The following is a 24,528-nucleotide window of genomic DNA, read 5'->3' as shown; positions in this document are numbered from 1 at the left end:
TCGACCGCGTGCAGTCAATTTGGCATTCTTATGGCTGTTCACCCTGTCCTCGGCTCGGTTTACTGTTGTCTGTCAACTCCAGCTTTACCGGCTTGAGGCAGGGTGAACAACCTATTGGAACATTACACCTAGGTACAGAGGAGCATATCTCCTCTGCTTCAGCCCCCAAAGCTGTATAGGAAAAAAAGGGATGAAAGCTGCGCACTGCCCCTTCGCGTGTGCGAACATACTCGGAAAAAACGCCTAACTCACTTGGCGTTGTTTTCGGGTCAAAGGGTGTAGAGCTATTGCACAGGCTCAAACTGCCGGTAGGAACAAGCAAAGTTCCTACCGTGAGATCCACGCGGTGTGCTAATGCCTGAAACAAAACTGCCGGAGCTTGGCGCGGTTCTGGAGCAAAAAGGCCAAGATAACGCAGATCTGCTCGAACCAGGACACAATCGCCGCGTTGAATATCTAATTCATCCAGAGCATGCTCTATATTTTTTATTGTATAGGTATTCATAAACAGGCCTCATGGGTCACAAGCCCTTCTTCTGCCAAAATATCCAGCACCCGCTTGATTTCAAAGAAATCTGCATTCCGCAGCTGGGCAATATCGTTTATGGAGCGTTTGCCATCCATACTGTAGGTGATTTCGCGCAAAATTTTCCCATCTCGTTCGTAGTCCAAGCCATTATACCTGCTGACAAACAGCTCGCCCTGCCAGAGGGGGCGCGGCACGCAATCTGCCTCCGTGGCATTTACAATCTGTTCAAGCAGGTCAATGGACTTTTGCAAATTAGCGAAATCAGCATTTTCGCAGACATCAAGGCTGGTGTGATATGTGGCATATGGCCAAAGGTCGTCGCTTCTGGGCGCAACTCGCATCAACGAACACATCGGGCACTGAATGCCTGTAGCGTTGAACATGCGTTCATCATTGAGCAATGACCCAAGAAATGGCACATCTGTATTGCCTGCATTTTCATGTCTCAGCACTACAGTGCAAAGCCTGTCAAACCAGCTTGTTGGTTGGTTGGAGTGCATGAGTACATGTGGGTATGCTGTGGCAAGCGTTTCCAGAAACAGGCCACCCTTGAGCTGGGGGATGACATCTGGATTGTGCGAAAGCCAACAGGCAGAACCGATGGTCTCCGGCAAAATGAGCATGCGATAGCTGTAGCGCAGATTGCTGCGCCTTTGCAGCCGCTCCGTGAGCTTCAAACCTGCCAGCACTCCGGAAAGACCGTCATTAAACTGCCCGGGGTGGCAGAGATGGGCACAAAAAACTATGCAATCCTTGCGTTGCCCTGTAACCAGCACTTCTCCTACTTTGACAGCCCCGGCGGAAAAAGCACTGTCAATGCGTACCCTGTAGGTGTCAGCAGTGAGGGCCGCCTTTTGTCTGGCAGAGCAGCACAAGCCCCAATCGCGATCATAGTATTTGAAGACAAAGGGGATGGCATCCGGGCAGCGCTCTGCTGCAGGAGCTGGTGGCGTATGCAAATGTGCAAAAAGCTCTTCTCGGCTGACTGTGCCGGAAAACGGCAGGGAGTACGATACCACATGCAAGAGATTGTCTTCTGCTGAAAATATTTTTTGGCCGTCTAGGGTCTCCAGCGCAGCCTCGCGACATAGCCAGCGTTCAGGAACAATCCAGGTAAAGGCGCTAATGCCTGTGGGGTAGGCATGAATACGCATGGGAAAACGGCTTGCCAGTGCGTCAAGTGCTGCATCATAGCCATCTGAAACTAGGTGGCGCGACAGAGGGGCAAGCACGCGTGCCATGTCTTCAATGTCTGTATTGGGCAGAAGCAGATGAGATTCGCCCTGCCGGGCTGAGCTTTGCGTCATTTTACAATTCGTCCTTTACCGTGGGATGCATCCTCTATGGCAAGCTGTCCTTCCGGCCATCTTTAATGGGGGGCAGTATATGAGTCTTTTCAGTCCCCCTGAGCCATAGTTCATCTCACTAACAGACGAACTGTGGGTGATTATGGCTATTGCGAAAAATGCTTAGTCTATCTTGTTAAAATTACAGATAATTTTTCAAGACGAAATTGGTGTTCATTTTTTTGGGGTGCAGCAGTCTTGCTAAAAGCCGCCTTTGCGAGTATTAGACATTGTGGGATCACCCACAGTTCGTCTGTTAATGAGTAACGGACACATCCCCCAAAATCCTTGATCAGGCCCAAATTCGCGCCTATCCGGACTTTCTGATGCTTGCCTTCGGCTCTCCTCCTCGCTTTGGTGATCCTGTTTTTTGTGCCTTGCTTGCCGTGTATTGAGCGGCGTGTACTCATCCGGCTTGCGTTTCTTGCTGGTAGGTTTCCGGGCCACAAGGCCGGATTTTTTATCTGCACGGCCAGGGCTACCAGCAGCACTGGCATCATCATTGTCAGCCAGCAAATCACTGATATTTTGAACCCCCTGAGCAGGGAGTTTTGCTCCAGGTGGCATAGCGAGTGGTTGTTCTGGGGTCGCTGTGGCCCAGAAGTTCCTGTACCTCGTAAAGGGGATGACCGTTATTGACCAGCAGACTGGCAAAGGTATGCCAGTCGTGAATACGCACATTGTCTAGGCCAAGCCGTTGGCGCAGCTTTTTCCAGTACAAATAGACATCGGAAAGCGGCTTGCCTGCCGACTGCCCGGGGAAGAGCAGGGCGACTTGCCTAGGTTCAGGACTCATTAATTGTCAAAAAGTTTGTAAAAGAGTACTCATAGTGTGCCAAGAGGTGAGCTATGAGTACTCTCTTTTATCTTTCCCGTGCCCAGCTTGATCGGATCAAGCCATATTTTCCTTTGTCCCATGGCATTCCGCGCGTTGACGATTTGCGGATACTCAGCGGAATCATTTACGTCATAAAACATGGACTTCAGTGGAAAGACGCACCTCGCGAGTACGGGCCACATAAAACCTTGTATAACAGGTTTATACGCTGGAGCAGACTTGGCGTTTTCAACAAAATATTTATGGAACTTGTTGAAAAACAAGGGGATACAGAGCGGCTAATGATTGATGCCACCCACCTTAAAGCCCATCGTACGGCAGCAAGCTTGCTCAAAAAAGGGCTCTTTCCCGCTGTATCGGGCGGACAAAAGGCGGACTGAACTCCAAACTTCACGCCGTTTGTAATGGTGAAGGCAGGCTGATTCTTCTTCTCTTATCTCCGGGCCAAATGAGTGACTACAAAGGGGCAGCACAGTTTTTGGACGCTTTGCCCAACGCCAGGGAACTGCTCGCTGACCGAGGGTATGATGCCGACTGGTTCCGAACGGCTTTACTTGAAAAAGGTATTACGGCCTGTATACCTCCTAGGAAAACTCGAAAGACACCTGTCACGTATGATAAAGACCTCTATAAACAGCGTCACAAAATTGAAAACATGTTTTGTAGAATTAAAGACTGGCGACGGATTGCAATGCCTATGACCGGTGTGCGCATACGTTCTTTTCGGCCTTTTGCATCGCAGTTATCGTTATTTTCTATCTTAATTAATGAGTCCTAAACCTAGTTGTCTGTAAGAACAAATGTTCTGCGAAGCCGCTGAAGTTCTGGTCAGCAGCTTTTTTTGTGTTCTCCGGGCTTGGCTCTGTGCCGCCAGTCCCTCTGGAGGCATGGTGAATCGTTCAATTTGGGCATCACGCACAGCCAGGGACAGCGCTAGACTAAGTCTCGCACCTACCCCACAGTCCGGGAGCAATCAGGGCGGGGCACGGGGGCGCAGCAAGTCATCAGGAGATAAAAGCAGGAAGGGACAGGAGACTCCACTCACTTCAGGCCATATGGAAGATTGGCCAGATGGAGTTCAGCGCAAAAAATTGTCAGGCTCGCATCCAAAAATGGATAACGAGCTGAGAGCAGCAGCCAGACACAGGTACCTGGAAATTGTTCGGCAATGAAAAAATTTGGGAGGCTGTCTTTGCGACCTTTGGTCGCAATCAGGTCGCAAGAAAGGAAAAGGGGATACGCCCAAAAGAGACGTAACCCCTTGATTTAATTCTGGTGCGCCCGGCAGGAATCGAACCTGCGGCCTACAGCTTAGGAGGCTATCGCTCTATCCAACTGAGCTACGAGCGCGTTGCCCCCTTGTAGGGGCTCTTGGTGCGCATGTCAAGAACAGGTCCTAGCAGATGCATGCATGTCGAAACAATGGGCGACTGCGAAAAGCGATGGAAAGTCGTATGGCTTCAGAACAGTCCCTTCTCTTCGACCCAGATCAGCAGAGCCAATGTTCCCAGACTGCCGACCAGCACCATATAGGCGCGGTGCGTGCGCAACGAAAGCACCGCCCCCATCAGGGCCGCCGCATAGAGCATGGGCCAGTTCAGCACCAAGAGCTGCGGCAGGGCCTGACGCGCCGTCAGCACGGCAAGCAGACAGAACAACAAGGCGTAGCACAGGGCATACAATAAAAACTGCAAGAAAGCCCGAAGCAGCGCGACGCGCAACACCGCACCCGCAGGCGCAAGCGTAAAGCCGTCACCGGCGCACCAGGCTTCAACCCTGTCCACCAGCCGATTTTCATGAATACGCAGACTGCGTTCCAGAAAAGCGCCCAAGTACGCGGCCAGCATGACCAGAATCAGGGGCAGCAACAACTCTCCCGGCTGATTCAGACCGAAATGCACGGCCAACGGAAAAAGCAGCAAAAAGCTCAGACTGCCGAACGGGGGCACGACGCTGCCCAGTTCCAGCACATCCAGCCAGAGCAGTTCAAGAATAATGCCGAGGGACAGGGCCAGAGCCCAGTCAGAAGTACAGATGCCCGCGATCAGCGCCAAACAGAGGGGTCTGTCCAGCAGGCCGACAATACAAGATGAGCGCACCGCCCCTGCCAGGACAAAAAAAAAGCGTATGGAAGCCCTGTCTGCATCAGCTCAGAGAAGTTGATCATAAGAGCCTCGCACGTTTTCAGTGGGCACGCAGCGAAAGTCCAGTTGCACAAGATGTTGTCTGATAATGCGCAAATCTTCCCTGTCCTGCGTGGAAAGCGCCACATGGGGCAGCAACTGCAACTTATCAGGTCCGTAATGCAGATTGCCCATATTCAGCACCGACATTTCAATGCCGTCGTCGCAAGCCCGGCGGGCGTCCTGGCAATTGGCGAACAGCACGAAACTGTCTTCACCGCACTTGTCCAGCGTGGCCGCCAAATCGCGCACAGGGACAAAATGGGTGGTTACGCGTTGGGGAACAGCCAGTTCCACAATTTGCTGGCGCAGCATATCCGCAGCCAGTTCGTCATTGGCCACAATCAGATGTCTGGTCCCGGTATACGGCAGCCAAGCCTCGATCACCTGACCATGCACCAGGCGGTTGTCCACACGAAACCACATATATCAGTCGCCCGCTTTGTCGCGGGCTTTGTTCCGCAGCATACTGCCGGCCACAACAATGCCCTTGGCCCCGGCCTCGCCGGCAAGCTGGGCCAGTTCATCCAGCTGTTTGTCACGTGACGTGAAAACTTTCAGCAGCATGGGCAGATTGACGCCCGTAACAACTTCCACCTTATGGCTGCCCAGCAGGGAAAGCGCCAGATTGGTGGGCGTGCCGCCAAACATATCCGTAAGGATGATGACGCCCGCCCCCTTGTCCAGACGCTGAGCCGCATCGTCCAGGCGGCGTACTGTTTCGGAAACTTCATGCGCCACATCAACACTGATGGAGCTGCAATCGCTCAGCGGCCCCAAAATAAACTCGGCCGTGCGCAACATGGCTGAACCGTAGTCCGCATGAGAAACCACAATTATTCCGACTTGTGTCGTCTTGCTTTCATCCGTCATGGCATTCCTCGCGGTTCACAACCTGCCAGCTTTTTCAGCCAAGTTCAAGGTGCCGGTGCTCCAGAGAGGCCGGATAGTCCGCCTGGCGGAGCGCCTGTGACAATTCCTCGGCCATGGCAACGGAACGGTGCCGCCCGCCGGTGCAGCCCACGGCAATGGTGACGCGATAGCGGCCTTCGGCCTCCATCAACGGCAGCATAAAAAAAAGCAGATCCAGCAATTTTTTGCGGAATTCCACAGCACTGGACGAGGCGAAAACATAGTCGGACACGACCTTGTCCTTGCCGCAAAGGGGACGCAGACCTTCCACAAAATATGGATTGGGCAGGAAGCGCAGATCGAAAACCATATCCGCTTCGCGGGGAACCCCATATTTGAAGCCAAAGGAAATCACATTGACGCGGATGGCGCGCAATTTATCCTTGTTGCCGCTCCAGCGCTTCTGAATGGAGCGCCGCAGGTCATGGATGGAAAAACGTGAGGTATCGATGACCAGATCCGCCATTTCCCGCAAGATGCGCAGGCGGTTACGCTCGGCGGCAAGGGCGGCTTCAAGGCCCATGCCTTCGCGTTCCAGCGGATGCGGGCGGCGGGTGGTGGCGTAGCGGCGCATGAGCTCCTGCGCGTCGGCCTCCAGAAACAGCAAAAGCGGACGGATGCCCTTGGCGGCCATGGCACTCAGGGCGTCGTTGATTTCATCCAGAAAATTGTTCTGGCGCATGTCCATGCCCAAAGCAATGCCTTGGAAATGGCTCATGGAAGGCCGTTCCATCATGCCGACCATTTCCGGAGCCAGGCTCGCGGGCAAGCCGTCCACGGCAAGATAGCGCAAATCTTCAAAAACCTGCAAGGCAGTACTTTTACCGGCGCCGGAGAGACCGGTGACAATACAAACCTGCACGGCGCGCTCCGGAACGACTCTGGGAGCGTCCGCGGACGAATCCGCGCTGGAAGGGCCGCGGCGGGGTGGTTGTGGCGTGCTCATGACATATGCTTCGCGGAGAGCCGCCGGGCCGAAATACGGGTCCGGCCCGGCGGATAAAAATATGGATCAACCTACAGCACGGGGTCGATCAGGGCGTAACCGCTGGTGCGCCGCCGGTAGACCACATTGACGCGGTTGCTTTCGGCATTGAGAAAGACCAGAAATTCACTACCGATGGAATCCAGCTGCATCAGCGCTTCATCCAGATGCAGCGGCTTGGGCGCGAAACGGTCTGTGCCCACCACGGTCTGGTTTTCCTCGGGCTGGGCTTCCAGGTTATAGGTAAAGACATCCACCTCGGCGTTGCGGGCCTTGCGGCGCTGCTCCTTGACCCGGGAAACCTGCCTCTTGATCTGAGCTTCCACCTTGTCGGTCACAAGGTCGATGGCCGCATACATATCGGAGGTTTGCTCCGTAGCGTTAATGTGCAGGCCTTCGCCGCTGACGGTCACTTCGCAGCGATGACGGAACTTATCCACCGTAAGCACGACATTCACTTCCAGACCGGCGGACTTGCCGTAAAAACGCCCCAGCTTTTCCATGCGGCGGCGGGCATACTTCTTCAGGTGATCGGAGGCCTCGAAGTTCTTGAAGGCGAAAGAGATATTCATGTTTCCTCCTTGGGATTGCAAAGCACCGCTGCGGGATCAGAAGTGCTCCTTGCGCCGTGATGACGAGGGAATGTCCAGCGCCGTACGGTATTTGGCCACCGTACGCCGAGCGATATTCACTTTCAGGCGGTCCTTGAGCATCTCGCCGATGCGTTCGTCGCTCAGAGGAGCCTTGGGGTCCTCATCGGCGATGAATTTCTTGATCAGGGCCTTGACGCTTTCCGAACCGACCTGACTGCCGTCATCCAGCTCAAGACCGCTGTTGAAGAAAAACTTCAGTTCGAAAATCCCGTGGGGTGTGGCTACATATTTATTAGTGGTGATCCGGCTGACCGTGGATTCATGCATGCCGATGTCGTCGGCGATGTCCTTCAGGATCAACGGAGCCAGCTTGGTGACGCCGTCTTCGAAAAAGGGCTGCTGATGGCGCACAATGCTCTCCACCACCTTGTACAGCGTGCGTTGGCGCTGATACAGGCTCTTGATCAGCCAGGAAGCCGAGCGCATTTTTTCCGCGCAGTATTCCTTTTCCTTGTCCGAGGAGGGCCCCATGTCCATGTGGCAGAGCGAGGAGAGCTGCAATTGCGGCAGCCCGTCCTCATTGAGCAGAATGATGAATTCAGCGCCCATCTTGTAGACAAAGACGTCCGGACTCACGTAGGTGGGTTCGCCGCCGCCGAAACTCGCGCCGGGCAGCGGGTCAAGGCTCTGGATGATGTCCAGATATTCCTTGAGTTCCTCCATATCCAGCTTGAACTTGCGCAACAGCGGCTTGTAGCGCTTAGCTTCCAGATCCTCCAGGTGGGATTGGACCAGCTCCAGCAAAATGGGATCGCGATCGTAATTCAGGCTTTTCAGCTGGATCAGCAAGCACTCGCGCGCATCACGCGCGGCCACGCCGATAGGATCGAAAAACTGCACCCGCTCCAGCACGGTCCGCACCTCGTCGGGCGTGGACATGGTCATCTCCGCGATTTCTTCCAGCGTGGCCTGCAAATAGCCGGAAGAAGCCAGATTGCCGATAATGACCTCGCCGATTTCCTTCTGCGCGTCGGTCAGAGTGGAGAGGCGCAACTGCCAGAGCAGATGACCTTCCAGGGTGGGCTTGGCGGCGTAGCGGGCTTCCAGAGGAGAAATTTCTTCCGCCGCTTCAAACTCGCGCGGCTGCACCAGTCGGGGGGTACTGGCGAACTCGCCGAGGTAATCCTCCCACGAGGCGTCCTTGGCCAATTCCTTGTCATAGACTTCCTCTTCAACGCCGTCCCGGCGCTCGCTCTGCGCGGCCGGATCGACAGCGTCATCACCGGAAGACTCTTCAAGAAAAGGATTGTCCAGCATCTCCTGCTGCACGGTTTCCAGCAGCTCCAGGCGCGAAAGCTGAAGTAGTTTGATGGCCTGCTGCAGTTGCGGCGTCATAACCAGCTGCTGGGCCAATTTCAATTGCTGACGAAGTTCCAGTGCCATGCCTGCTCTTTTACGCTGAAGAGATGAAACGTCTGAACGGATTTCTTATTTACAAGAATTGTGCCATACGCTGAAAAATTATGCAATAGCCGAAGTCTGCGGGTGTAAGCAGGGAATAGGCGCGCCCCGCTGTTTTTCCCCAGCCGCCAAGGCGCCGCCCCAAGTACGCGAAAAAGGGAGGCGGAATGCCTCCCTTTTTCGCGCTTCAAACCGGGTAAAATCCCATGCTCAGGCCTTGGATTGTTTTTTGGCCGCCTTGATGAATTCGCGGAACAAGGGGTGGGCATCCATGGGGCGGGACTTGAATTCGGGGTGGAACTGACAGCCCAAAAACCAGGGATGGTCGGGCAGTTCCATGATTTCCACCAGGGAGTCATCTGGGGCCGTGCCGCTGAAGACCATACCCTTCTGTCCCAGAATTTCCTTGAAGGCGTTGTTGAATTCGTAGCGGTGGCGATGCCGCTCATCGACCATATCCTTTTTATAGGCTTCGTGAGCCTTGGTGCCGGGCTGCACCTTACAGGGATAGGTGCCCAGGCGCATGGTTCCGCCCTTGTCGCTGCTGGCGTCGCGCTTTTCCACATTCTTGGTGCGGAAGTCGAACCACTCGGTCATCAGATAAATGACCTTGTGGTCCGACAGGGGATTGAATTCCTCGGAATTGGCATCCTCCAGGCCAGCCACATGACGTGCGAACTCAATGACCGCGCACTGCATGCCCAGGCAGATACCGAAGAACGGCACGCGCTTTTCGCGGGCGTAGCGGATGGCCGCGATCTTGCCTTCCACGCCGCGATAGCCGAAGCCGCCGGGCACCAGAATGCCGTCACAGCCCTTGAACACCGCGGCCGCGTTCTGCTCGGTCACGTTTTCAGAATTGACGTAGCGCAGTTCGACGGCCACCCGGTTGGCCACGCCGCCGTGGATCAGAGCCTCGTGCAGACTCTTGTAGGCCTCTTTCAAATCCACATACTTGCCCACAATGGCGATGGTCACCTTGCCCTGCGGGTTGGCACAGTCGTGGACCAGCTTTTCCCAGGACTCCAGATGGGCGTTGCGCGCGGGCAGACGCAGCATGATGGCCACTTTCTGGTCAAAGCCTTCTTCATAGAACTTAAGGGGCACTTCATAAATATTGTCCACATCCACGGAGGAAAAGACCGCGTCCTGGTCCACATTGCAGAACAAAGCGATCTTCTTGCGCATTTCCTGAGGAATGCTCTGTTCGCAGCGGCAGAGGATAATATCCGGCTGAATGCCGATGGAAAGCAGTTCCTTGACGCTGTGCTGGGTAGGCTTGGTCTTGTGCTCGCCGGCACAACGCAGATAGGGCACCAGGGTGAGGTGGATGTTCAGGCAGTTGTCGCGCCCCAGTTCCGAGCGCAACTGGCGGATGGCCTCCAGAAAAGGCAGGCCCTCAATGTCGCCTACCGTGCCGCCGATCTCAATGATGGCGACGTCCGGCGCGCCCTCGCCCTCGGCCAGGGAAAGCACGGTCTGCTTGATCTCGTCGGTGATATGCGGGATGACCTGCACGGTGGCGCCCAGATAATCCCCGTGACGTTCCTTGGCGATGACATGGTTGTAAATGGCGCCCGAGGTGGTGTTGTTCTTGCGCGACATGGGCACGTTGAGGTAGCGCTCGTAGTGGCCCAGATCAAGGTCGGTTTCAGCCCCGTCGTCGGTCACGAACACTTCGCCGTGCTGGAAGGGATTCATGGTGCCAGGATCCACATTGATATAGGGATCCAGCTTCTGAATGGTCACCGAAAGGCCGCGCGTCTGCAGCAGCGCGCCCAGCGAGGCGGCCGCCAGGCCTTTGCCCAGTGAAGACAACACCCCGCCCGTCACAAAGATAAATTTGGTTTTCATGTCCTCCCACCTGTTTTGCTTGAATGCGCAATTCCGTGTATCCGGCTGCTGATACACCGAATTGTTTTTTTTGGCTAGCATTGACTAAGTCCGGCAAGATACGTAGTGTAATTTTCCCTTTTTCAGCACACGCCCCACCTTGTGGCAGGGGCGTTTGCCCGGATCGGGCGTCTCGCAGGCTGCTCCAAGGAGGCTCCTCCCGCATGGTTACGGTCAACACACTGGTTATCACCGGCTACGGCACCAATTCGCATCTGGAAACCGCGCACACGGCCCGCCTGGCCGGTTCCGACAGGGCCGACGTGGTGCATTTCTCCGATCTGGTGGCGGGCGACGTGCGTCTTGCGGACTACCACTTCCTGATTTTTCCGGGCGGCTTTCTGGACGGCGACGATCTGGGCGCGGCTCAGACGGCGGCCATGCGCTGGCGCTATCTGAAAGACGCGGCGGGCACGCCGCTGCTGCAAAGCCTGCGGGATTTTCTGGATCAGGGCAAGCTGATCCTCGGCATCTGCAACGGCTTTCAGCTGCTGGTCAAGCTGGGCGTGCTGCCTTCTCTGGGCGGAGTCCGCTTTGAGCGTCAGGCATCTCTGGGGCACAACGACTCCGCGCGCTTTGAAGACCGTTGGGTGCATCTGCTGCCCAATCCCGACAGTCCCTGCGTCTTCACCAAGGGCCTGCCCCTGCTGGCCATGCCCGTGCGCCACGGCGAAGGCAAGCTCGTCCCCCGTGACGCGGAATGCCTGCGCCGTATTGAGGCCGAACAGCTCATCGCCCTGCAGTACGCCGATCCGGAAAGCGGCGCTCCTACGCAGGAATATCCCCTTAATCCCAATGGTTCGCCGTTGGCCATTGCCGGTCTTACGGACCCCACGGGCCGCGTGCTGGGTCTCATGCCCCACCCCGAAGCCTTCCATCATGTGACCAATCATCCCGCCTGGACCAGGGGCGAACTGGACCCGCCGGGAACCCTGCTTTTTGTTAATGCCGTGCGCTACCTGCGCGGCCAATAGAGGGAAAGTCCGCGTGGCTCGCCCTGAGTTCAACGCCGGAGCGACGCCACCTTGACAAGGGCCGGTTTTGCGGTTAATTTGTTTAGATTAAGTACAGCATCGGCGTAACGGCATTACAGCCGCGCGGCGTCAAACCGCGCGCGTCAGACAAGGTATGTACAAGCTTGCTGCACGTTTTGCTTTCCTTTTTCACGCCGGATGATTTTTCAAGGCGCTTTCTCTGCCTCCCTGCAAGAAAGTGCCTTTTTTATTGAGGGCAATATCAATGCAACTCCCTGAAATATTTAGCGCCATTGAAAAAATCGCACCTCTGGAGGCCGCCGCGCCCTGGGATCTGTCCGGGCTGCAGGTAGCCGCGCACAGAAGCGAGATTGAGGTTCTGGCCGTCTGTCTGGACCCCACGCCCGCCTCGGTGCGTCAGGCCCTGGAGTTGGGAGCGCAATGCATTCTGAGCCACCACCCTTTGGCGCTCAAGCCCGCCCTGCCCCGACGTCTGGATGCTTACCATGAGGTTTTGCGCCTGCTGTTCGCCGCTGACGTGCCGCTTTACGCCGCCCATACCTCGCTGGACGTCAATGCCGACGGCCCGGCCAGCTGGCTGGCGCGCGAACTGGAGCTGCGCAACCTGGCGGTGCTGGACCCCACGGCTCCGCCGCCGGTCGAGGCCGCGCTGCCGCTGGGCTTCGGTCTGGCCGGGGATCTGCCGACGCCTCTGAGCCTGGCGCAGATCACGTCCGGTCTGGCCCGCCATATCGAACTGTCCACAGCCACGGTCTGCGGCCCCATGCCGGAAAAAATCTCCCGCCTGGCCTACTGCACCGGCTCAGGCTCTTCCCTGCTGCGGGAAGCCCGCGCGTCCGGCGCACAGCTTTTCATCACCGGCGACGTTAAATACCACACGGCGCTGGAGGCCGAAATCTGCCTGCTGGATGTGGGACACCACAGCCTGGAGGAAGAAATGATGCGCCGCATGAGCCGGCTGCTGGCCCAACGGCTCGACGGCCTGAATATCGTCTTCGTGCCTTCGGCTTCGCCGTTGCGCCCCGCCCTTTTGTCATGACTCCCAGGAGGATTATATGAGCAATGCCGTTTACTTGGATCAGATAAAGCAGTTGGTGGAACTGCAGAAGGTGGACGATGCCATCTTCGCGGTCAAGCAGGAACTGGAGCGCGCGCCCCGTGACCTTGAAGATCTGGAACAGCGCTTTGAAGCCGCCGAGGCCCAGCGCAATCGCGTTCTGGACAAACTGGCGCATCTTCAGGAACAGCAAAAGCGCCTTTCTCTGGAGATCGACGACGATTCCGCCAGAATCAAGAAGAGCAAAAACAAGCTCATGCAGGTGGGCAATACCCGCGAATATCACGCCATGATGCGTGAGATGGACAGCATGGAGAAAGTCAATCGCTCCCGTGAGGAAGAAAAGATGACTCTCATGGAAGAATTGCAGTTGCAGAACGACACGCTGGCCGAAATCGACCGGGATCACTCCGCCCTCAAGGCCGAACTTGAAGTTAAACGTGAAGGTCTGGAAGAAAAGATCCAGAAGGCCAAGGCCAATCTGGAAAGTCTGAGCCGGAAGCGCGCCCAGGTCAGCAAAGCCATTCCCCAGCCCGTGTTCATGCGCTACGAATTCATCCGCGTGCGCCTGGAGCATCCGGTCATAGTGGCCGTCAAAGACGGCGTCTGCTCCGGCTGCAATATCGCGGTGCCGCCGCAATCCTTCATTGAATTGCAGCGCGGCCAGCAGATCCTGAGCTGCCCCAACTGCCAGCGCCTGATCTTCTGGTGCGAGCATTTCAGTCTGCCGGAAGAATCCGCTCCGGTTCCCAAGCCGGTGCCGCTGACGGACTAGGGCAGGTTAACATTATGCCTTTTTATCCACCTGCCGCGTCAGATTTTACCTGCTTTTTCGGTTGAGTACCAGAAGAGTACACTCCCTCAAAGCAGGCTTATCTTCCTTGCAGGCAAACAAAAATTCTATAGTGTTAACAGACCATAAAGCTGATTAGCTTACGGCCTCAAAGCATTTCAAAGTTGAAATGTCCCAAATAGTTGCGGAAACTCCTCCGATTGCGGCGGGAGCTTCCGCAGACCAACTCGCGGGAGCCGGACAGACCGTCGCTGCGGGCCTTTGGCCCGGAGAGGAAAGTCCGGGCTCCACAGGGCAGGACGCTGGGTAACACCCAGGAGGGGCGACCCTCGGACAGCGCCACAGAAAGCAAACCGCCGCGCATGCGCGGTAAGGGTGAAACGGTGGGGTAAGAGCCCACCAGATGCCGCGGCGACGCGGCATGCTCGGCATACCCCGTCTGGAGCAAGACCAAATAGGGAAGGCGGTCGGCCCGACCCATGCCTTCCGGGTAGGTTGCTTGAGGGCGCGGGCAACCGCGCTCCTAGAGGAATGACGGTCACGTGCGGCTTGCCGCATGACAGAACCCGGCTTATCGTCCGGCTCCCGCTTGTTGTCAGAGGCTTGCCATGCCTGAAAATTCCCGGCCGGAAAAAATCTGGGCCCTGATTCTCGCCGCCGGACGGGGCAGCCGTCTGGCGGCCGCCATCGGCGGCCTGTCCAAACAGTTTTTATGCTGGCGGGGCGTCCCGCTGTACTGGCACGCGGCGCGGACCATGAGCCGCAGCGCCGTTGTGGACGGCGTCGTTTTTGTCTTTCCCCCGGAACGTTGCGCCGCGGAAGAGGAAACTCTGCGCGCCCTGCACGCCCGGGATGACCTGGGTCTGCTGCCCTGGCTCACAACGGCGGGCGGCGCATTGCGCCAGGATTCCGTGCGTCTGGGCCTGGCGGCCCTGCCGCGCGAAACGCGCTATGTGCTGGTGCACGACGCGGCCCGGCCCTTTCTGAGCCCGGCCCTGACGCGCCGCATCTGTGAGGCCTTGCGCCGGGGCGCTTCCGCGGTCGTCCCCGGCCTGCCCGTCACGGACACCATCAAACTGGTGGATAACGGACTCGTTACGGCCACCCTGCCCCGCGCCCGATTGGCGGCGGTGCAGACGCCGCAGGGTTTTGACCTGAACTTGTTGCGCCAGGCCCACCGGCATGCTCAGGAGGCGGGACTGACCGTCACCGACGACGCCGCTCTGATGGAAGCCCAGGGGCATGACGTTCATATTGTGCCCGGCGAGGCTGCCAACATGAAAATCACCAATCCTGAAGATCTTGCCCTGCTGGCCGGGAGCCAGACCATGCCGCGCCCCTGCACCGGCATGGGGTACGATGTGCATCGCTACGGACCGGGGCGTCCCCTGAAACTGGGCGGCGTGCCCATTCCGGACGGTCCGGAGGTCGTGGCCCATTCCGACGGAGACGTGCTGCTGCACGCGCTTATGGACGCCCTGCTGGGCTGCGCCGGTCTGGGCGACATCGGCCGGCATTTTCCCGACAATCAGGCCCGTTTTGAGGGCATCTCCTCGGCCGTATTGCTGGATCAGGTGTTGGAGATGCTGTACGGGGCCGGGGTCACGCTCTGCCATGCCGACCTGACCATCGTGGCCCAGGCCCCGCGCCTGTCGCCTTTCCGTGAGGAAATACGCAAAAATGTGGCCCGCCTGCTGGGGCTGGACAAAGCACACGTCAATCTCAAAGCCACCACCGAGGAAGGCCTGGGCTTTACCGGCCGGGCCGAAGGCATCAAAGCCTATGCAGTGGTCAGCGCCCTGACCGGCGCTGCGCCATCCTTTTCCACTTCCATTCCTTCTCCGGACCTCTGATCTCCATAAGGATGCGCCATGAACACTGAGTTGTACCGGCCCTGGTTCGCCCATTATGAGGATTTTGTGCCCCGTACTGTGGAGATCTGGGACAAGCCCCTCTACAGCATGCTGGACGTGGCCGCGGAAGCCTATCCAAACCGTAACGCCCTGATTTTCCAGAACACGCGCATCACCTACAAAACCCTGCGCGAACGGGCGGAACTCTTTGCCGGGGCGCTCCGGCGCATGGGCCTTGAGCCGGGCCAGCGCGTGGCCGTCATGCTGCCCAACCTGCCCCAGACCGTCATCGCCTTCTGGGGCGTCATCAAGGCCGGGGCCGTGGTGGTGATGACCAATCCGCTCTACATGGAAAAGGAGCTGCTGGAAAACATGCAGGATTCCGGAGCGGAGCACATGATCCTGCTGGATCTGCTCTGGCCGCGCGTAGCCGCGTTGCGCGACCGCCTGCCGTTGCGCAACTTTATTGTCACCAACGTGGGCGACGCGCTCTCTTTTCCCCTGAACTGGCTGTACCGCTTCAAGCAGGCCCGGCAGTCCGGGGAGTCCATTCCCTACGACAACAAAAATGTTTTTGAGTGGAAAACGTTCTGCAAGGGCGCGCAACGCCATACGGAACCCATTGCGGATCCGGCGCATGACCCGGTCATGCTGCAATATACCGGCGGCACCACCGGCCAGCCCAAGGGCGTCATCCTGACCCACGCCAATCTGGGCACCAACTGCCGCCAGGTGCTGGACATCATCAACGTCACGGCCGAGACGCACCACACCTTCATTTCGCTGTTGCCGTTCTTTCACGTGTACGGCCTGACAACGGGTCTGATCATTCCCATGGCCCTGGCCGCCACCAGCCTGCCCCTGCCGCGCTATGTGCCGCAGGACGTGCTGCGCGTCATCACCCGCCATAAAGCCACGATCTTTCCGGGCGCTCCGTCCGTCTACATCTCGCTTTTGCAGCAGAAGGATCTGGCACGCTACGATCTGAAAAGCATCAAGATCTGCGTTTCCGGCTCGGCTCCCCTGCCGCGCGAAATTTTCCGCCGCTTCCAGGAGGTCACCGGCGCGGCCATTCTGGAAGGCTACGGCCTGACGGAAGCTTCGCCCATCACCCATATCAATCCCTTGGGCCGCCAGGGCCAGAAGGAAAATTCCATCGGCATGCCCCTGCCCGGCACCGATGCCCGCATTGTGGATATGGAAGGCGGCTCCCTGACCCTGCCCCCCGGCAAGATGGGAGAGCTGGTCATCCAGGGGCCCCAGGTGATGGAAGGCTACTGGCGGCGGCCTGACGAGACGGCCAGCGCCCTGCGCAACGGCTGGCTGTACACCGGCGATCTGGCCACCATGGACGAGGACGGCTATTTTTATATTGTGGACCGTAAGAAAGACATGGTTCTTGTGGGCGGCTACAATGTCTACCCGCGCGAAGTGGATGAGGTGCTGCTGGAGCATCCCAAAATCGTGGAGGCCGTCACCGTGGGCATCAGCGACGACGTGCGCGGGGAGGTGCTCAAGGCCTATGTCGTGCCCTGTCCCGGCGAAAGCCTGGGCAAGGCCGATATAGTCGCCTGGTGCCGCAGCAAGCTGGCCGCCTACAAGGTGCCGCGCCTGGTGGAATTTCGCGAGGAATTGCCCAAGACCATCGTGGGCAAGGTTCTGCGCCGGGTTCTGCGCGAAGAGGAGGAACGCAAAAGCGACCGCCGGAAAAACCGGCAGGCGGGGCAGAAAAACGCCTCCTCCGCCACCGGGGCCGAACCGCGCCAGGGAACTGAGCAGGCGGCGCGGGAGCGGCTTTAATGCGCATTCTGGTACAGCGGGTACGTGAAGCCTCGGTCAGCGTGGAAGGTCGCGTTGTGGCCGCTATCGGCGCGGGTCTGCTGGCCCTGGTGGGTTTCGGGCGTGAAGACGGGCCGCATTTTCACCAAAGCCCGGCCTTTGCGGGGATGGCCCGCAAGCTTCTGGATCTGCGCATTTTTCCGGGCCAGGGCGACGCGGCTCACAAATTCCACTGCTCTCTTCAGGATTTCGGCGGCCAGGCGCTGTTGGCGCCTCAATTCACTCTCTACGCCGATTGCCGCAAAGGCCGTCGGCCTTCCTTCAGCGAGGCGGGCGACCGGTCTGGGCCGCCGGGATGTTCGAGCGCTTTGTGAGCCTTGTTGACGGGGCTTGCCATGGCGGCGTATCTTCAGGCATATTCGGAGCTGAAATGGAAGTCCGCCTCTGCAACTGGGGGCCTGTGACCATCTGGCTGGATTCCGCCAGACTTTTTCCTTAACGACACTATACCGGCAATGCCTTTTTGCTTGAGGAGGCTCGGCCATGTTTGATCTGCAAGCGGAGTCTCATAATAATGTCGACATCCTCCGTCTGACCGGCGACGTGCTGCTGGCTGACGTGGTCGAGTTCAACCGGCGGATGGAAGAAGGCATGGCGGCTTCCAACGTTCCCCAAGCAATACTGGACCTTAGCCAGGCGGGCCGGATGGACAATGCGGGATTGGGCGTCCTTGTCAGCATCAGCACCAAACTTCAGGGACGGGGGCGCAGGCTGGTCCTGCTCAATCCCGCGCCGCATGTGGCACAGCTTTTGAAAGACGCGGAGATAGAAGGTTTTTTCCCCACCTGCGAAAGTGAGGAAGAACTTAAAGGCTATACCCCGGACACGGCGGAATAGCGGCCGTACGCCGCCGGATCGCCCTACGGCCATGCGGCAATTTTTTCAGCCCAGACGGATGGTGCATGGTGCAATACTATCTGCGACATTATTTTGATCCTGATTTTGATTATCTGCGTCCGAAGCCCGGCGGCAGCGCGGATGGGAAGTCGGATCTTTACAGTCTCGGCTATGTGCAGAATGTCATCGCCGGGCAGCTTCTGGCCGAAATCATCCCTCTGGAAAAATGGGAAACAGAACCGGACCCGCGTTTTGTGCTCAACAAGCCGGAACTGCCCGCCGGGGCCAATACCCGCGTGGACCCGGCCTATCCCAACTATCTGCTTTCGGACGCTAACGGCTATGTTTTTTACAACGAAGGAAAAATCACGGTCAAACGCCTGCTTAACGTGCGGCAGGACGTCAGTTTCCGCACGGGCAACATCTTTTTTGTGGGCAACATGGCTATACACGGCTCGGTGCGTTCCGGTTTTTCCGTACAGGCCAACAATCTCCGAATTATGGGCATGGTGGAGGGCGGCGTGGCGCGCGCCCGGCGGGACCTGATGGTGGACGGCGGCGCGCGCGGCGGCGCCGGCCAGCACTGCCTGCTGGACGCGGGCGACAAACTGCTGACGCCGTTCCTGGAAAAAATTGAGGCCCGGGCCCGCGGCAACATGGTCGTTGACAAATACTGCCTGTACAGCACGGTGTACGCCGGGGCCAATCTGGTGGTGCGCGAACGGCTGTACGGCAGCACCATCAACGCTTACGGCAGTGTTTACGTGGGCAAGCAGTTGGGCAACAAGGCGGCGGTCCCCACTCAGATATATCTGGGCTACGACCCCCTGAGCATCCGCCAGTTGGAAAAGATCGACAGCCTGATCTCGAATCTTTCCCAGACCATAACCCATCTCAAGGCCGTGGCCGGTCATCTGCCGCCTGACGCCAGCGATGCCAGCCGCAAGCTGGCCCGGCTCGTCGAACAGCGTGAGCGGTCCATGAAACGGCGCACTGAACTCTGGTCCAGACTCTATCTGGATGAAAAATCCATGCAGAACTGCCGCCTGATGGTGCCGGGCAAGGTCTTTCCCGGCGTGGAAATCTCCGTAGGACGAGCCTTCATGCTCGTGGAACGGCCTTACGAAAATGTTTGTTTCCGGCTCTGCTACGACGATATCGTGGTGGAACCCCTGCCCCCCGCCGACAAAGGCAAACAAAAATGACCCCGCAAGACGGCCCGCGTTTCGAAGCGCTTTTTCCAAAGGGACATCGCAAGGGCGATCCCCCGACGGATGTGCTGGCGCATGTGGCCGGTCGCTCTTTCGCCATGCTCGGTCCCGGCGGCCCGGAGCGGGAAAAAGCCGTGATCAAGGCCATCCCGCCGGAACAGCGCAAGGACGCGCTGCCGGTTTTGCTTGGCGCGGGCCTGGGCCATGCCCTTCATCTTTTACTTGAAGAAAATGACGGCCCCATCGCTGTGGTGGAAAAGGAACGCGCCCTGCGGGAGCTGACCGGCGTGGTGGACGCGCTGCCCGAATCCGCGCGGCGGCGCGTGCTGCTGGTGGACGCGGAAGACCCGCACGCGGCGCTCACCGAATTGACCCACTGGCAGACCCGCCACGGCGGCAAACGGCTGCTGCCTCTGCCACTGCCCTTCTATCTGCGTCTGGACCGGGCCTATTACGGCGAACTGCGCGACAAGCTCGCCGCCAGCGCCCGCTTTGATTTCTGGAGCCGCGCCGTCCAGCCCCGCTTCCGGGAAGCCGGGCCGCGCGTGCTTCTGCTGACCAGCAAATATTTTCTGATGGGCGAACTGGAAGGGGCCTGCCGCAAACTGGGACTTGACTACAAGCTCGTTACCCTTGGGAACGACACCCTGGCCTGTGAGGATTTCATCCAGCAATTACTGGAGGCTGTGGTCTCTTTCAGACCGGATTGCTGCATCACGCTCAATCACATGGGCGTAGATGTGGAAGGCGTGCTCATGGACCTGCTGGCCCGCCTGCAACTGCCTCTGGCCTCCTGGTTCGTGGACAATCCGCATCTGATCATCCATCTCTACACGCGTTGCGTCAGCCCCTGGACGGCCCTGTTCACCTGGGACGCAGACAATATCGAAAGCCTGCGGCGAACCGGCTTCGAGCATGTCTTTTATCTTCCGCTGGGCACGGACCCGGAGCGCTTCAGTCCCCGCCGCTCAGCGGTTCCCGAGGCCTGGAAGGCCGACGTTTCCTTTGTGGGCAACTCCATGCTCTATAAAGTGGGCGGCCGCCTGAAAAACGGACGTTTCCCACGCGAATTGCTGCTGCCCTTCCGTGAGGTCGCCAGGGCGTTCATGGACAGCGAGCAGCGCTCGGTGGCGGACTTTCTGCGCCAATCCTTTCCCGACATCCATACCCGTTACGCGGCCCTGCCCGACAATGAGGCGCGGCTGGCCTACGAAACGGCCATCACCTGGCAGGCCACCCGTTTGTATCGTAACGGCTGCGTGCGCCGACTGCTGCCCTTCCGCCCCCTGATCGTGGGCGACCGGGGCTGGCGGGTCGAATTCCGGCGCGAGCCCTGCCAGCCGCGTTATCTGGACGCCTTGAGCTATTATGCGGAACTCCCCGCCTTTTACGGGCATTCCGCCATCAACTTCAACTGTACCAGCAAGCAGATGAAAGGCGCGGTCAACCAGCGGGTTTTCGACGTGCCCGCCGCCGGGGCATTTGTGCTCACGGATTGGCGGCCCCAGATGGAGCAGCTTTTTGAACCCGGAGAAATGGCCTGTTACCATGACCCGGAGGAAATCCCGGATCTGGCGCGTCACTATCTGGCCCATCCCCAAGAACGCCGTAAAGTGGCCGCCGCCGCACGCAAGCGTGTGCTCTCCTGCCATACCTGGGAACACAGACTTCAAGCTCTGCTTAAACAAATGCGCGCTATCTACGGAACGCCGACGACGCGCAAGGCCTCCGCATGAGCGCTGATCCCCTGCTGGTTTTGCAATTGCAGCGCATGGGGGATCTGATCCTGACCTTTCCCCTGCTGCTGGCCCTCAAAAAGCGCTGGCCGGGCCATCCCCTCTGGGTGGCGGCCGAACCCCAGTTTTTTCAGGAGCTGATGCCGCTGGCGCCGGAGGTGGTCTTTTTCCCGCCGTCACACTGCTCTACCCTGGCGCGCGGCACTTATGCGGCAGTCATCAATCTGAGCGGCCGCCCCGAGGCGGCCGCCTGCCTGGCCGGAGCGACAGCCGCACTCAAACTGGGGCCGGCGGCTTTGCCGGACGGCTTGCACATCCACGGCTACTGGCAACTCTACCGCGCCGCCCTGACCCAGAACAACCGTCACAATGCATTTCATTGGTCGGATTTGTACCGGCTGGATCTGGACCCCACGATACGCCCGGGACAAACAGGGCATATACTGCCCCAAGGCGCGGGCAGCGGACGCGTGGGCCTGGTTTTGGGCGCCAGCGAAGCGGCCAAACATCCGGACGCCCTGTTCTGGGCCCGGCTGGCCCGGAGGCTGACCACGGCCGGGATCATGCCGCTCTTTCTGGGCGGCAAGGCTGAGCAGGCGCTGGGACAGGAAGCAGCCCGCCTGGCCCGCCTGCCGCAGGCCAACCTCTGCGGTCGCCTGCCGCTCAGGGAAGTGGCCGCCGTGCTGCGCGGCCTGGACCTCTGCATCACCCCGGATACCGGCCCCATGCACCTGGCCGACTGGCTGGGCGTGCCGGTGCTCAATCTTTCCATGGGGCCGGTGCACGCCCGCGAAACAGGCCCCACTGCGCCCGGCCAATGGGTTTTGCGCGCGGCCATGAGTTGCGTGGGCTGCTGGCAGTGCCGACGCTCCAAGCTCTACTGCAAGCAGGCTTTCACACCGGCGGCCGTGGCTCGCGCGGCTCTGGCCATTCTGGAAAACCCGCGGGACGTCCGGCTGTTGTCCCGCACCGGCTCTCTTTCCGGCCTATCCCTCTATCGCACGGGTCGTGACGCGTTGGGGCTGTACCGGCTGGAGGCGTCAGAAGACCGGGAGGGCCGCGGCGCTGCGATTTCCTGCCGTTTTTTGCTGGAAGGCTTCTGGCAGGCCGCCTTTTTATTTTTGTATGATCCCTCGCTACGCCCTCTGGCCCGTCAGCGCCTCGCGACCCTGCGAAGCGCCTTTCCCCCTTTGGTTCAGCGCCTGGGCGCGGGCCTGACCCGTCTTTGCACGCACTGCGCCGCCGCTTTCAAACATCACAGCGAAAGTCTGTCCGCCGATTTTTGGCGCGCGGAAGCGCCTTTGCTGCGCCTTTTCGCCGGGCATACGCATATGTTCCTGCAAAACGCCGACTTCTCTGCCCAAGGCTGGCAGACGGCCATCGATCGGCAGACGGCCCTCTGTGATCTTTTCGCTTCCGAGACGGAATAATCCCGAACCGCTGGCCGCTTAACGCCCCGCATGTTCCGGCAGATCTTGCCGCAATAAGCCGCATCTTATTTTTATTTATTTGAGATTACTTGTTTTTTATTTTTGGAACACTCCTTGAATACTTCCGGGCGCAAGGAGTGCGACAATGCAAATTCTTCCCGTCGATCCGACTGGCTCCGGTTTGAACTTTCTGAGCGGCATGAGCGGCTCTTCCGGCGCTGATGCTTCCTCCGATTTTGTGCAGGCCATGCAGAACGCCATGGATTCAGTGGAAAACGGACAGCACGTGTCCGTGAATGCCGCCTTGCAGGACGACTCCGGCCAAAACCGGCCGTTGGTGGAAAGCCCTTACAGCCGCCATACCACGGATGGCGTCACCTATACCCTGGATGAAGTCTGTTTCACCAAGCAGGAACTGCAGGAATTACGCGAACAGCTTGTTAAGGCCGGTGCACCCGAGGAAAGCCTGAAACAGTTCGACGTGCTGGTCGGCCAGCCCGATGGCGCGACGCTGGCCCAGGTCATGGCCAGCCTGATGGGCAGGGGTACTGCCGCAGGCGTCAGTGACGAGGACGCGCAGACCATCACCGCCCTGCTGGGCAAAATCGACCCTTCGGGCGATCTTTCCCTCGCGGTGCTGCAACGGATGGACGAAGGCAAGGGAGAAGAAGCCTTGGCGCTGATCTCCGACGCCTTCGCCAAGCTGGCCCCCAACGAAAGCATTGAAATCAGCCGCGACGACGCGCTGGCCTTGGGCAGGGGGCTCGGCCTGAATAAAAACAGCTTGCAAAGCCTGTCCGACAATTTCGGCGGCTACGCCGCCCTGCGCGTCACCGGCGAACAGTTCGGCAATCTCATGGCCCCCGCCTCGACGCAGTTCACCATGGACAAGGCCAACCGCCAGAAGCTGGACGCCGCGCTGGAGCAGACGCTCAAGCCCATCATCAGCAAGGCCCGCGACCGCATGGAAAAGGAAAAGGCGGCCAGCGCGCTGCAGGATCGCAAGGTGCAGCAAAGCCGGGTCATGATCGACAAGACCGTGCAGAAAAACAGCCGCGAAATCCTCAACCAGACCCTGCACTCGGGCCAGCAGACCGACACTCCCGAAGACAGCGGAATTGCCGCGCAAAGCGACGCCGTCAACCGCAAGCTGGACGGCAGGCAGAGCGGCGCCGTGGGCGACGCCGACGGTTCGCAAAACCAAAAGAATCCCGCCGGAAGCCTGGCCGATAAACTGAATCGGGCCGCCGCCAACACGGACAAGGCCGACAATACGGCCATGGAGAAGACTGTTCCCGGAGCCGCCACGACGCATACGGACGCCAAAGAAGGCGGCAAAAACGGCTCCAACGCTCCCGGCTTTGAAAACAACAGCGGACAAAGCAAGGGCAAGGAATGGAACGAATTGCTGGGCAAGGTGGAAACACGAGCCACGCCGCCCCAGACCAACAATGCCAACTCCATCGTCTTTTCCATGCTTCAGGGCGGGCAGAACCTGTCCGAAACCTCCCCCGTGCAGGACACTGCCGTCCAAAACCGGCCTCTGGCCGCACAGGTGGCCCGGCAGGTGGAAAGCGGCCTGCTCTCCGCCCTCAAGGACGGCGGCAGCCGCCTGGATTTGCAGCTTCACCCGCAGGAACTGGGGGCTATCACCCTGACGCTCACGGCCCGCAACGGCGAGGTGAGCGCGCGCATCCGTTCCGAAAAAAGCGAAACCGCCGAAATGGTCAGCCGCCAATTGGACAGCATCCGCGCCAACCTGGAGCAACAGGGCATCAAGGTGGACAAGATTGAAGTGCAGATTCAGAACCAGCAGGGCGACGACGGCCGCCAGTGGCAAAATCTGGATCAGCATAATTCCCGGCAGGAAGAAGATGCCCGCCGGGAAGAACTTGCCCGCCTCAAGAATCTCGCAACACTGCGTAATTCCGAAGAAAATTCAGATTCAGGCATTTTGGAACAGCCTGTGCATTCTCTAGGGCAAACGGCAAGATATGCCACCCAATCTTTACATGTGGTGGCCTGAGCACGCCAAAG

21 protein-coding genes, 1 tRNA gene, 1 other RNA gene and 2 pseudogenes are annotated in these 24,528 nt (G+C 58.7%); 13 read left to right on the top strand and 12 right to left on the bottom strand.

The features are described 5' to 3' along the window. Nucleotides 1–28 precede the first annotated feature (28 nt). The 4 genes from FYJ44_RS13520 to FYJ44_RS14790 all read right to left on the bottom strand — a co-directional run bounded on the left by FYJ44_RS13520 (nt 29) and on the right by FYJ44_RS14790 (nt 2,671). The gene (locus FYJ44_RS13520; RefSeq protein WP_154513026.1) at nt 29–505 is read right to left on the bottom strand and encodes an AAC(3) family N-acetyltransferase; all 477 of its coding nucleotides are present in this window, start codon (nt 503–505) and stop codon (nt 29–31) included. Further along, a complete protein-coding gene (locus FYJ44_RS13515) occupies nt 502–1,836 on the bottom strand; it encodes a DUF4910 domain-containing protein (protein WP_154513024.1) in 1,335 nt (444 codons plus the stop codon). The genes FYJ44_RS13520 and FYJ44_RS13515 overlap by 4 nt, the downstream gene beginning before the upstream one ends. Nucleotides 1,837–2,003: 167 nt before the next feature. Then, complete coding sequence (locus tag FYJ44_RS14795; RefSeq protein WP_229772721.1) at nt 2,004–2,366, bottom strand: hypothetical protein; 363 nt, start codon at nt 2,364–2,366, stop codon at nt 2,004–2,006. Nucleotides 2,367–2,392: 26 nt separating this feature from the next. Then, nucleotides 2,393–2,671 (bottom strand): tyrosine-type recombinase/integrase, encoded by a 279-nt coding sequence (locus FYJ44_RS14790; protein WP_229772720.1) that lies wholly within the window; start codon nt 2,669–2,671, stop codon nt 2,393–2,395. Between the two features lie 53 nt (nt 2,672–2,724). Here FYJ44_RS14790 and FYJ44_RS13505 point away from each other — a divergent pair. Continuing rightward, a pseudogene (locus tag FYJ44_RS13505) lies at nt 2,725–3,481 on the top strand (IS5 family transposase). A 505-nt stretch (nt 3,482–3,986) separates the two neighbouring features. Here FYJ44_RS13505 and FYJ44_RS13500 read toward each other — a convergent pair. From FYJ44_RS13500 to FYJ44_RS13465, 8 genes are all read right to left on the bottom strand, one after another. Then, nucleotides 3,987–4,063: transfer RNA gene (locus tag FYJ44_RS13500), tRNA-Arg, on the bottom strand. Nucleotides 4,064–4,173: 110 nt separating this feature from the next. After that, nucleotides 4,174–4,812, bottom strand: a complete 639-nt coding sequence (locus FYJ44_RS13495; protein WP_229772719.1) for a hypothetical protein — start codon at nt 4,810–4,812, stop codon at nt 4,174–4,176. Nucleotides 4,813–4,863: 51 nt separating this feature from the next. Continuing rightward, nucleotides 4,864–5,322: a PTS sugar transporter subunit IIB gene (locus FYJ44_RS13490; RefSeq protein WP_154513023.1), complete on the bottom strand. Its 459-nt coding sequence runs from the start codon at nt 5,320–5,322 to the stop codon at nt 4,864–4,866. Nucleotides 5,323–5,325: 3 nt separating this feature from the next. Then, nucleotides 5,326–5,769, bottom strand: coding sequence for a PTS sugar transporter subunit IIA (locus tag FYJ44_RS13485; RefSeq protein ID WP_154513022.1), 444 nt, complete (start codon nt 5,767–5,769; stop codon nt 5,326–5,328). Nucleotides 5,770–5,803: 34 nt separating this feature from the next. Further along, nucleotides 5,804–6,754 (bottom strand): RNase adapter RapZ, encoded by a 951-nt coding sequence (gene rapZ / locus FYJ44_RS13480; protein WP_154513020.1) that lies wholly within the window; start codon nt 6,752–6,754, stop codon nt 5,804–5,806. 71 nt (nt 6,755–6,825) lie between these two features. Beyond that, nucleotides 6,826–7,365, bottom strand: coding sequence for a ribosome hibernation-promoting factor, HPF/YfiA family (gene hpf, locus FYJ44_RS13475; RefSeq protein ID WP_154513018.1), 540 nt, complete (start codon nt 7,363–7,365; stop codon nt 6,826–6,828). A 36-nt stretch (nt 7,366–7,401) separates the two neighbouring features. After that, a complete protein-coding gene (gene rpoN / locus FYJ44_RS13470) occupies nt 7,402–8,829 on the bottom strand; it encodes an RNA polymerase factor sigma-54 (protein WP_154513016.1) in 1,428 nt (475 codons plus the stop codon). Nucleotides 8,830–9,057: 228 nt separating this feature from the next. After that, the gene (locus FYJ44_RS13465; protein ID WP_154513014.1) at nt 9,058–10,701 is read right to left on the bottom strand and encodes a CTP synthase; all 1,644 of its coding nucleotides are present in this window, start codon (nt 10,699–10,701) and stop codon (nt 9,058–9,060) included. Between the two features lie 203 nt (nt 10,702–10,904). On the opposite strand from FYJ44_RS13465, the gene FYJ44_RS13460 reads away from it, so the two are divergent. From FYJ44_RS13460 to FYJ44_RS13405, 12 genes and pseudogenes are all read left to right on the top strand, one after another. Continuing rightward, nucleotides 10,905–11,714 (top strand): phosphoribosylformylglycinamidine synthase subunit PurQ, encoded by an 810-nt coding sequence (locus tag FYJ44_RS13460; protein ID WP_154513013.1) that lies wholly within the window; start codon nt 10,905–10,907, stop codon nt 11,712–11,714. A 265-nt stretch (nt 11,715–11,979) separates the two neighbouring features. After that, nucleotides 11,980–12,774 carry a Nif3-like dinuclear metal center hexameric protein gene (locus FYJ44_RS13455; protein WP_154513011.1) on the top strand — a complete coding sequence of 265 codons (795 nt, stop codon included), beginning with the start codon at nt 11,980–11,982 and terminating at the stop codon, nt 12,772–12,774. Nucleotides 12,775–12,790: 16 nt separating this feature from the next. Further along, nucleotides 12,791–13,567, top strand: a complete 777-nt coding sequence (locus FYJ44_RS13450; protein WP_154513009.1) for a zinc ribbon domain-containing protein — start codon at nt 12,791–12,793, stop codon at nt 13,565–13,567. Nucleotides 13,568–13,817: 250 nt separating this feature from the next. Then, nucleotides 13,818–14,175, top strand: an RNA gene (gene rnpB / locus FYJ44_RS13445) — RNase P RNA component class A. Between the two features lie 18 nt (nt 14,176–14,193). Continuing rightward, nucleotides 14,194–15,438, top strand: coding sequence for a 2-C-methyl-D-erythritol 4-phosphate cytidylyltransferase (gene ispD, locus FYJ44_RS13440; protein WP_154513007.1), 1,245 nt, complete (start codon nt 14,194–14,196; stop codon nt 15,436–15,438). Between the two features lie 18 nt (nt 15,439–15,456). Further along, entirely contained in the window at nt 15,457–17,238 is a 1,782-nt protein-coding gene (locus FYJ44_RS13435) for a long-chain-fatty-acid--CoA ligase (protein WP_154513005.1), read from the top strand. After that, nucleotides 17,238–17,716, top strand: a pseudogene (gene dtd, locus FYJ44_RS13430) (D-aminoacyl-tRNA deacylase). Before FYJ44_RS13435 ends, dtd begins: the two are co-directional and overlap by 1 nt. 44 nt (nt 17,717–17,760) lie before the next feature. Further along, nucleotides 17,761–18,114, top strand: coding sequence for an STAS domain-containing protein (locus FYJ44_RS13425; protein ID WP_154513003.1), 354 nt, complete (start codon nt 17,761–17,763; stop codon nt 18,112–18,114). Between the two features lie 65 nt (nt 18,115–18,179). Then, nucleotides 18,180–19,319, top strand: coding sequence for a FapA family protein (locus FYJ44_RS13420; protein ID WP_154513001.1), 1,140 nt, complete (start codon nt 18,180–18,182; stop codon nt 19,317–19,319). Further along, a complete protein-coding gene (locus FYJ44_RS13415; RefSeq protein WP_154512999.1) occupies nt 19,316–21,061 on the top strand; it encodes a CgeB family protein in 1,746 nt (581 codons plus the stop codon). Before FYJ44_RS13420 ends, FYJ44_RS13415 begins: the two co-directional genes overlap by 4 nt. Then, nucleotides 21,058–22,491 carry a glycosyltransferase family 9 protein gene (locus FYJ44_RS13410; RefSeq protein ID WP_154512997.1) on the top strand — a complete coding sequence of 478 codons (1,434 nt, stop codon included), beginning with the start codon at nt 21,058–21,060 and terminating at the stop codon, nt 22,489–22,491. The genes FYJ44_RS13415 and FYJ44_RS13410 overlap by 4 nt, the downstream gene beginning before the upstream one ends. Before the next feature lie 145 nt (nt 22,492–22,636). Next, nucleotides 22,637–24,517: a flagellar hook-length control protein FliK gene (locus FYJ44_RS13405; RefSeq protein WP_154512995.1), complete on the top strand. Its 1,881-nt coding sequence runs from the start codon at nt 22,637–22,639 to the stop codon at nt 24,515–24,517. Nucleotides 24,518–24,528 lie beyond the last annotated feature (11 nt).

Origin of the sequence: Desulfovibrio porci, from assembly GCF_009696265.1 — a bacterium.
Taxonomy (GTDB): domain Bacteria; phylum Desulfobacterota; class Desulfovibrionia; order Desulfovibrionales; family Desulfovibrionaceae; genus Desulfovibrio; species Desulfovibrio porci.
This window is presented reverse-complemented; position numbering and strand designations above follow the sequence as displayed.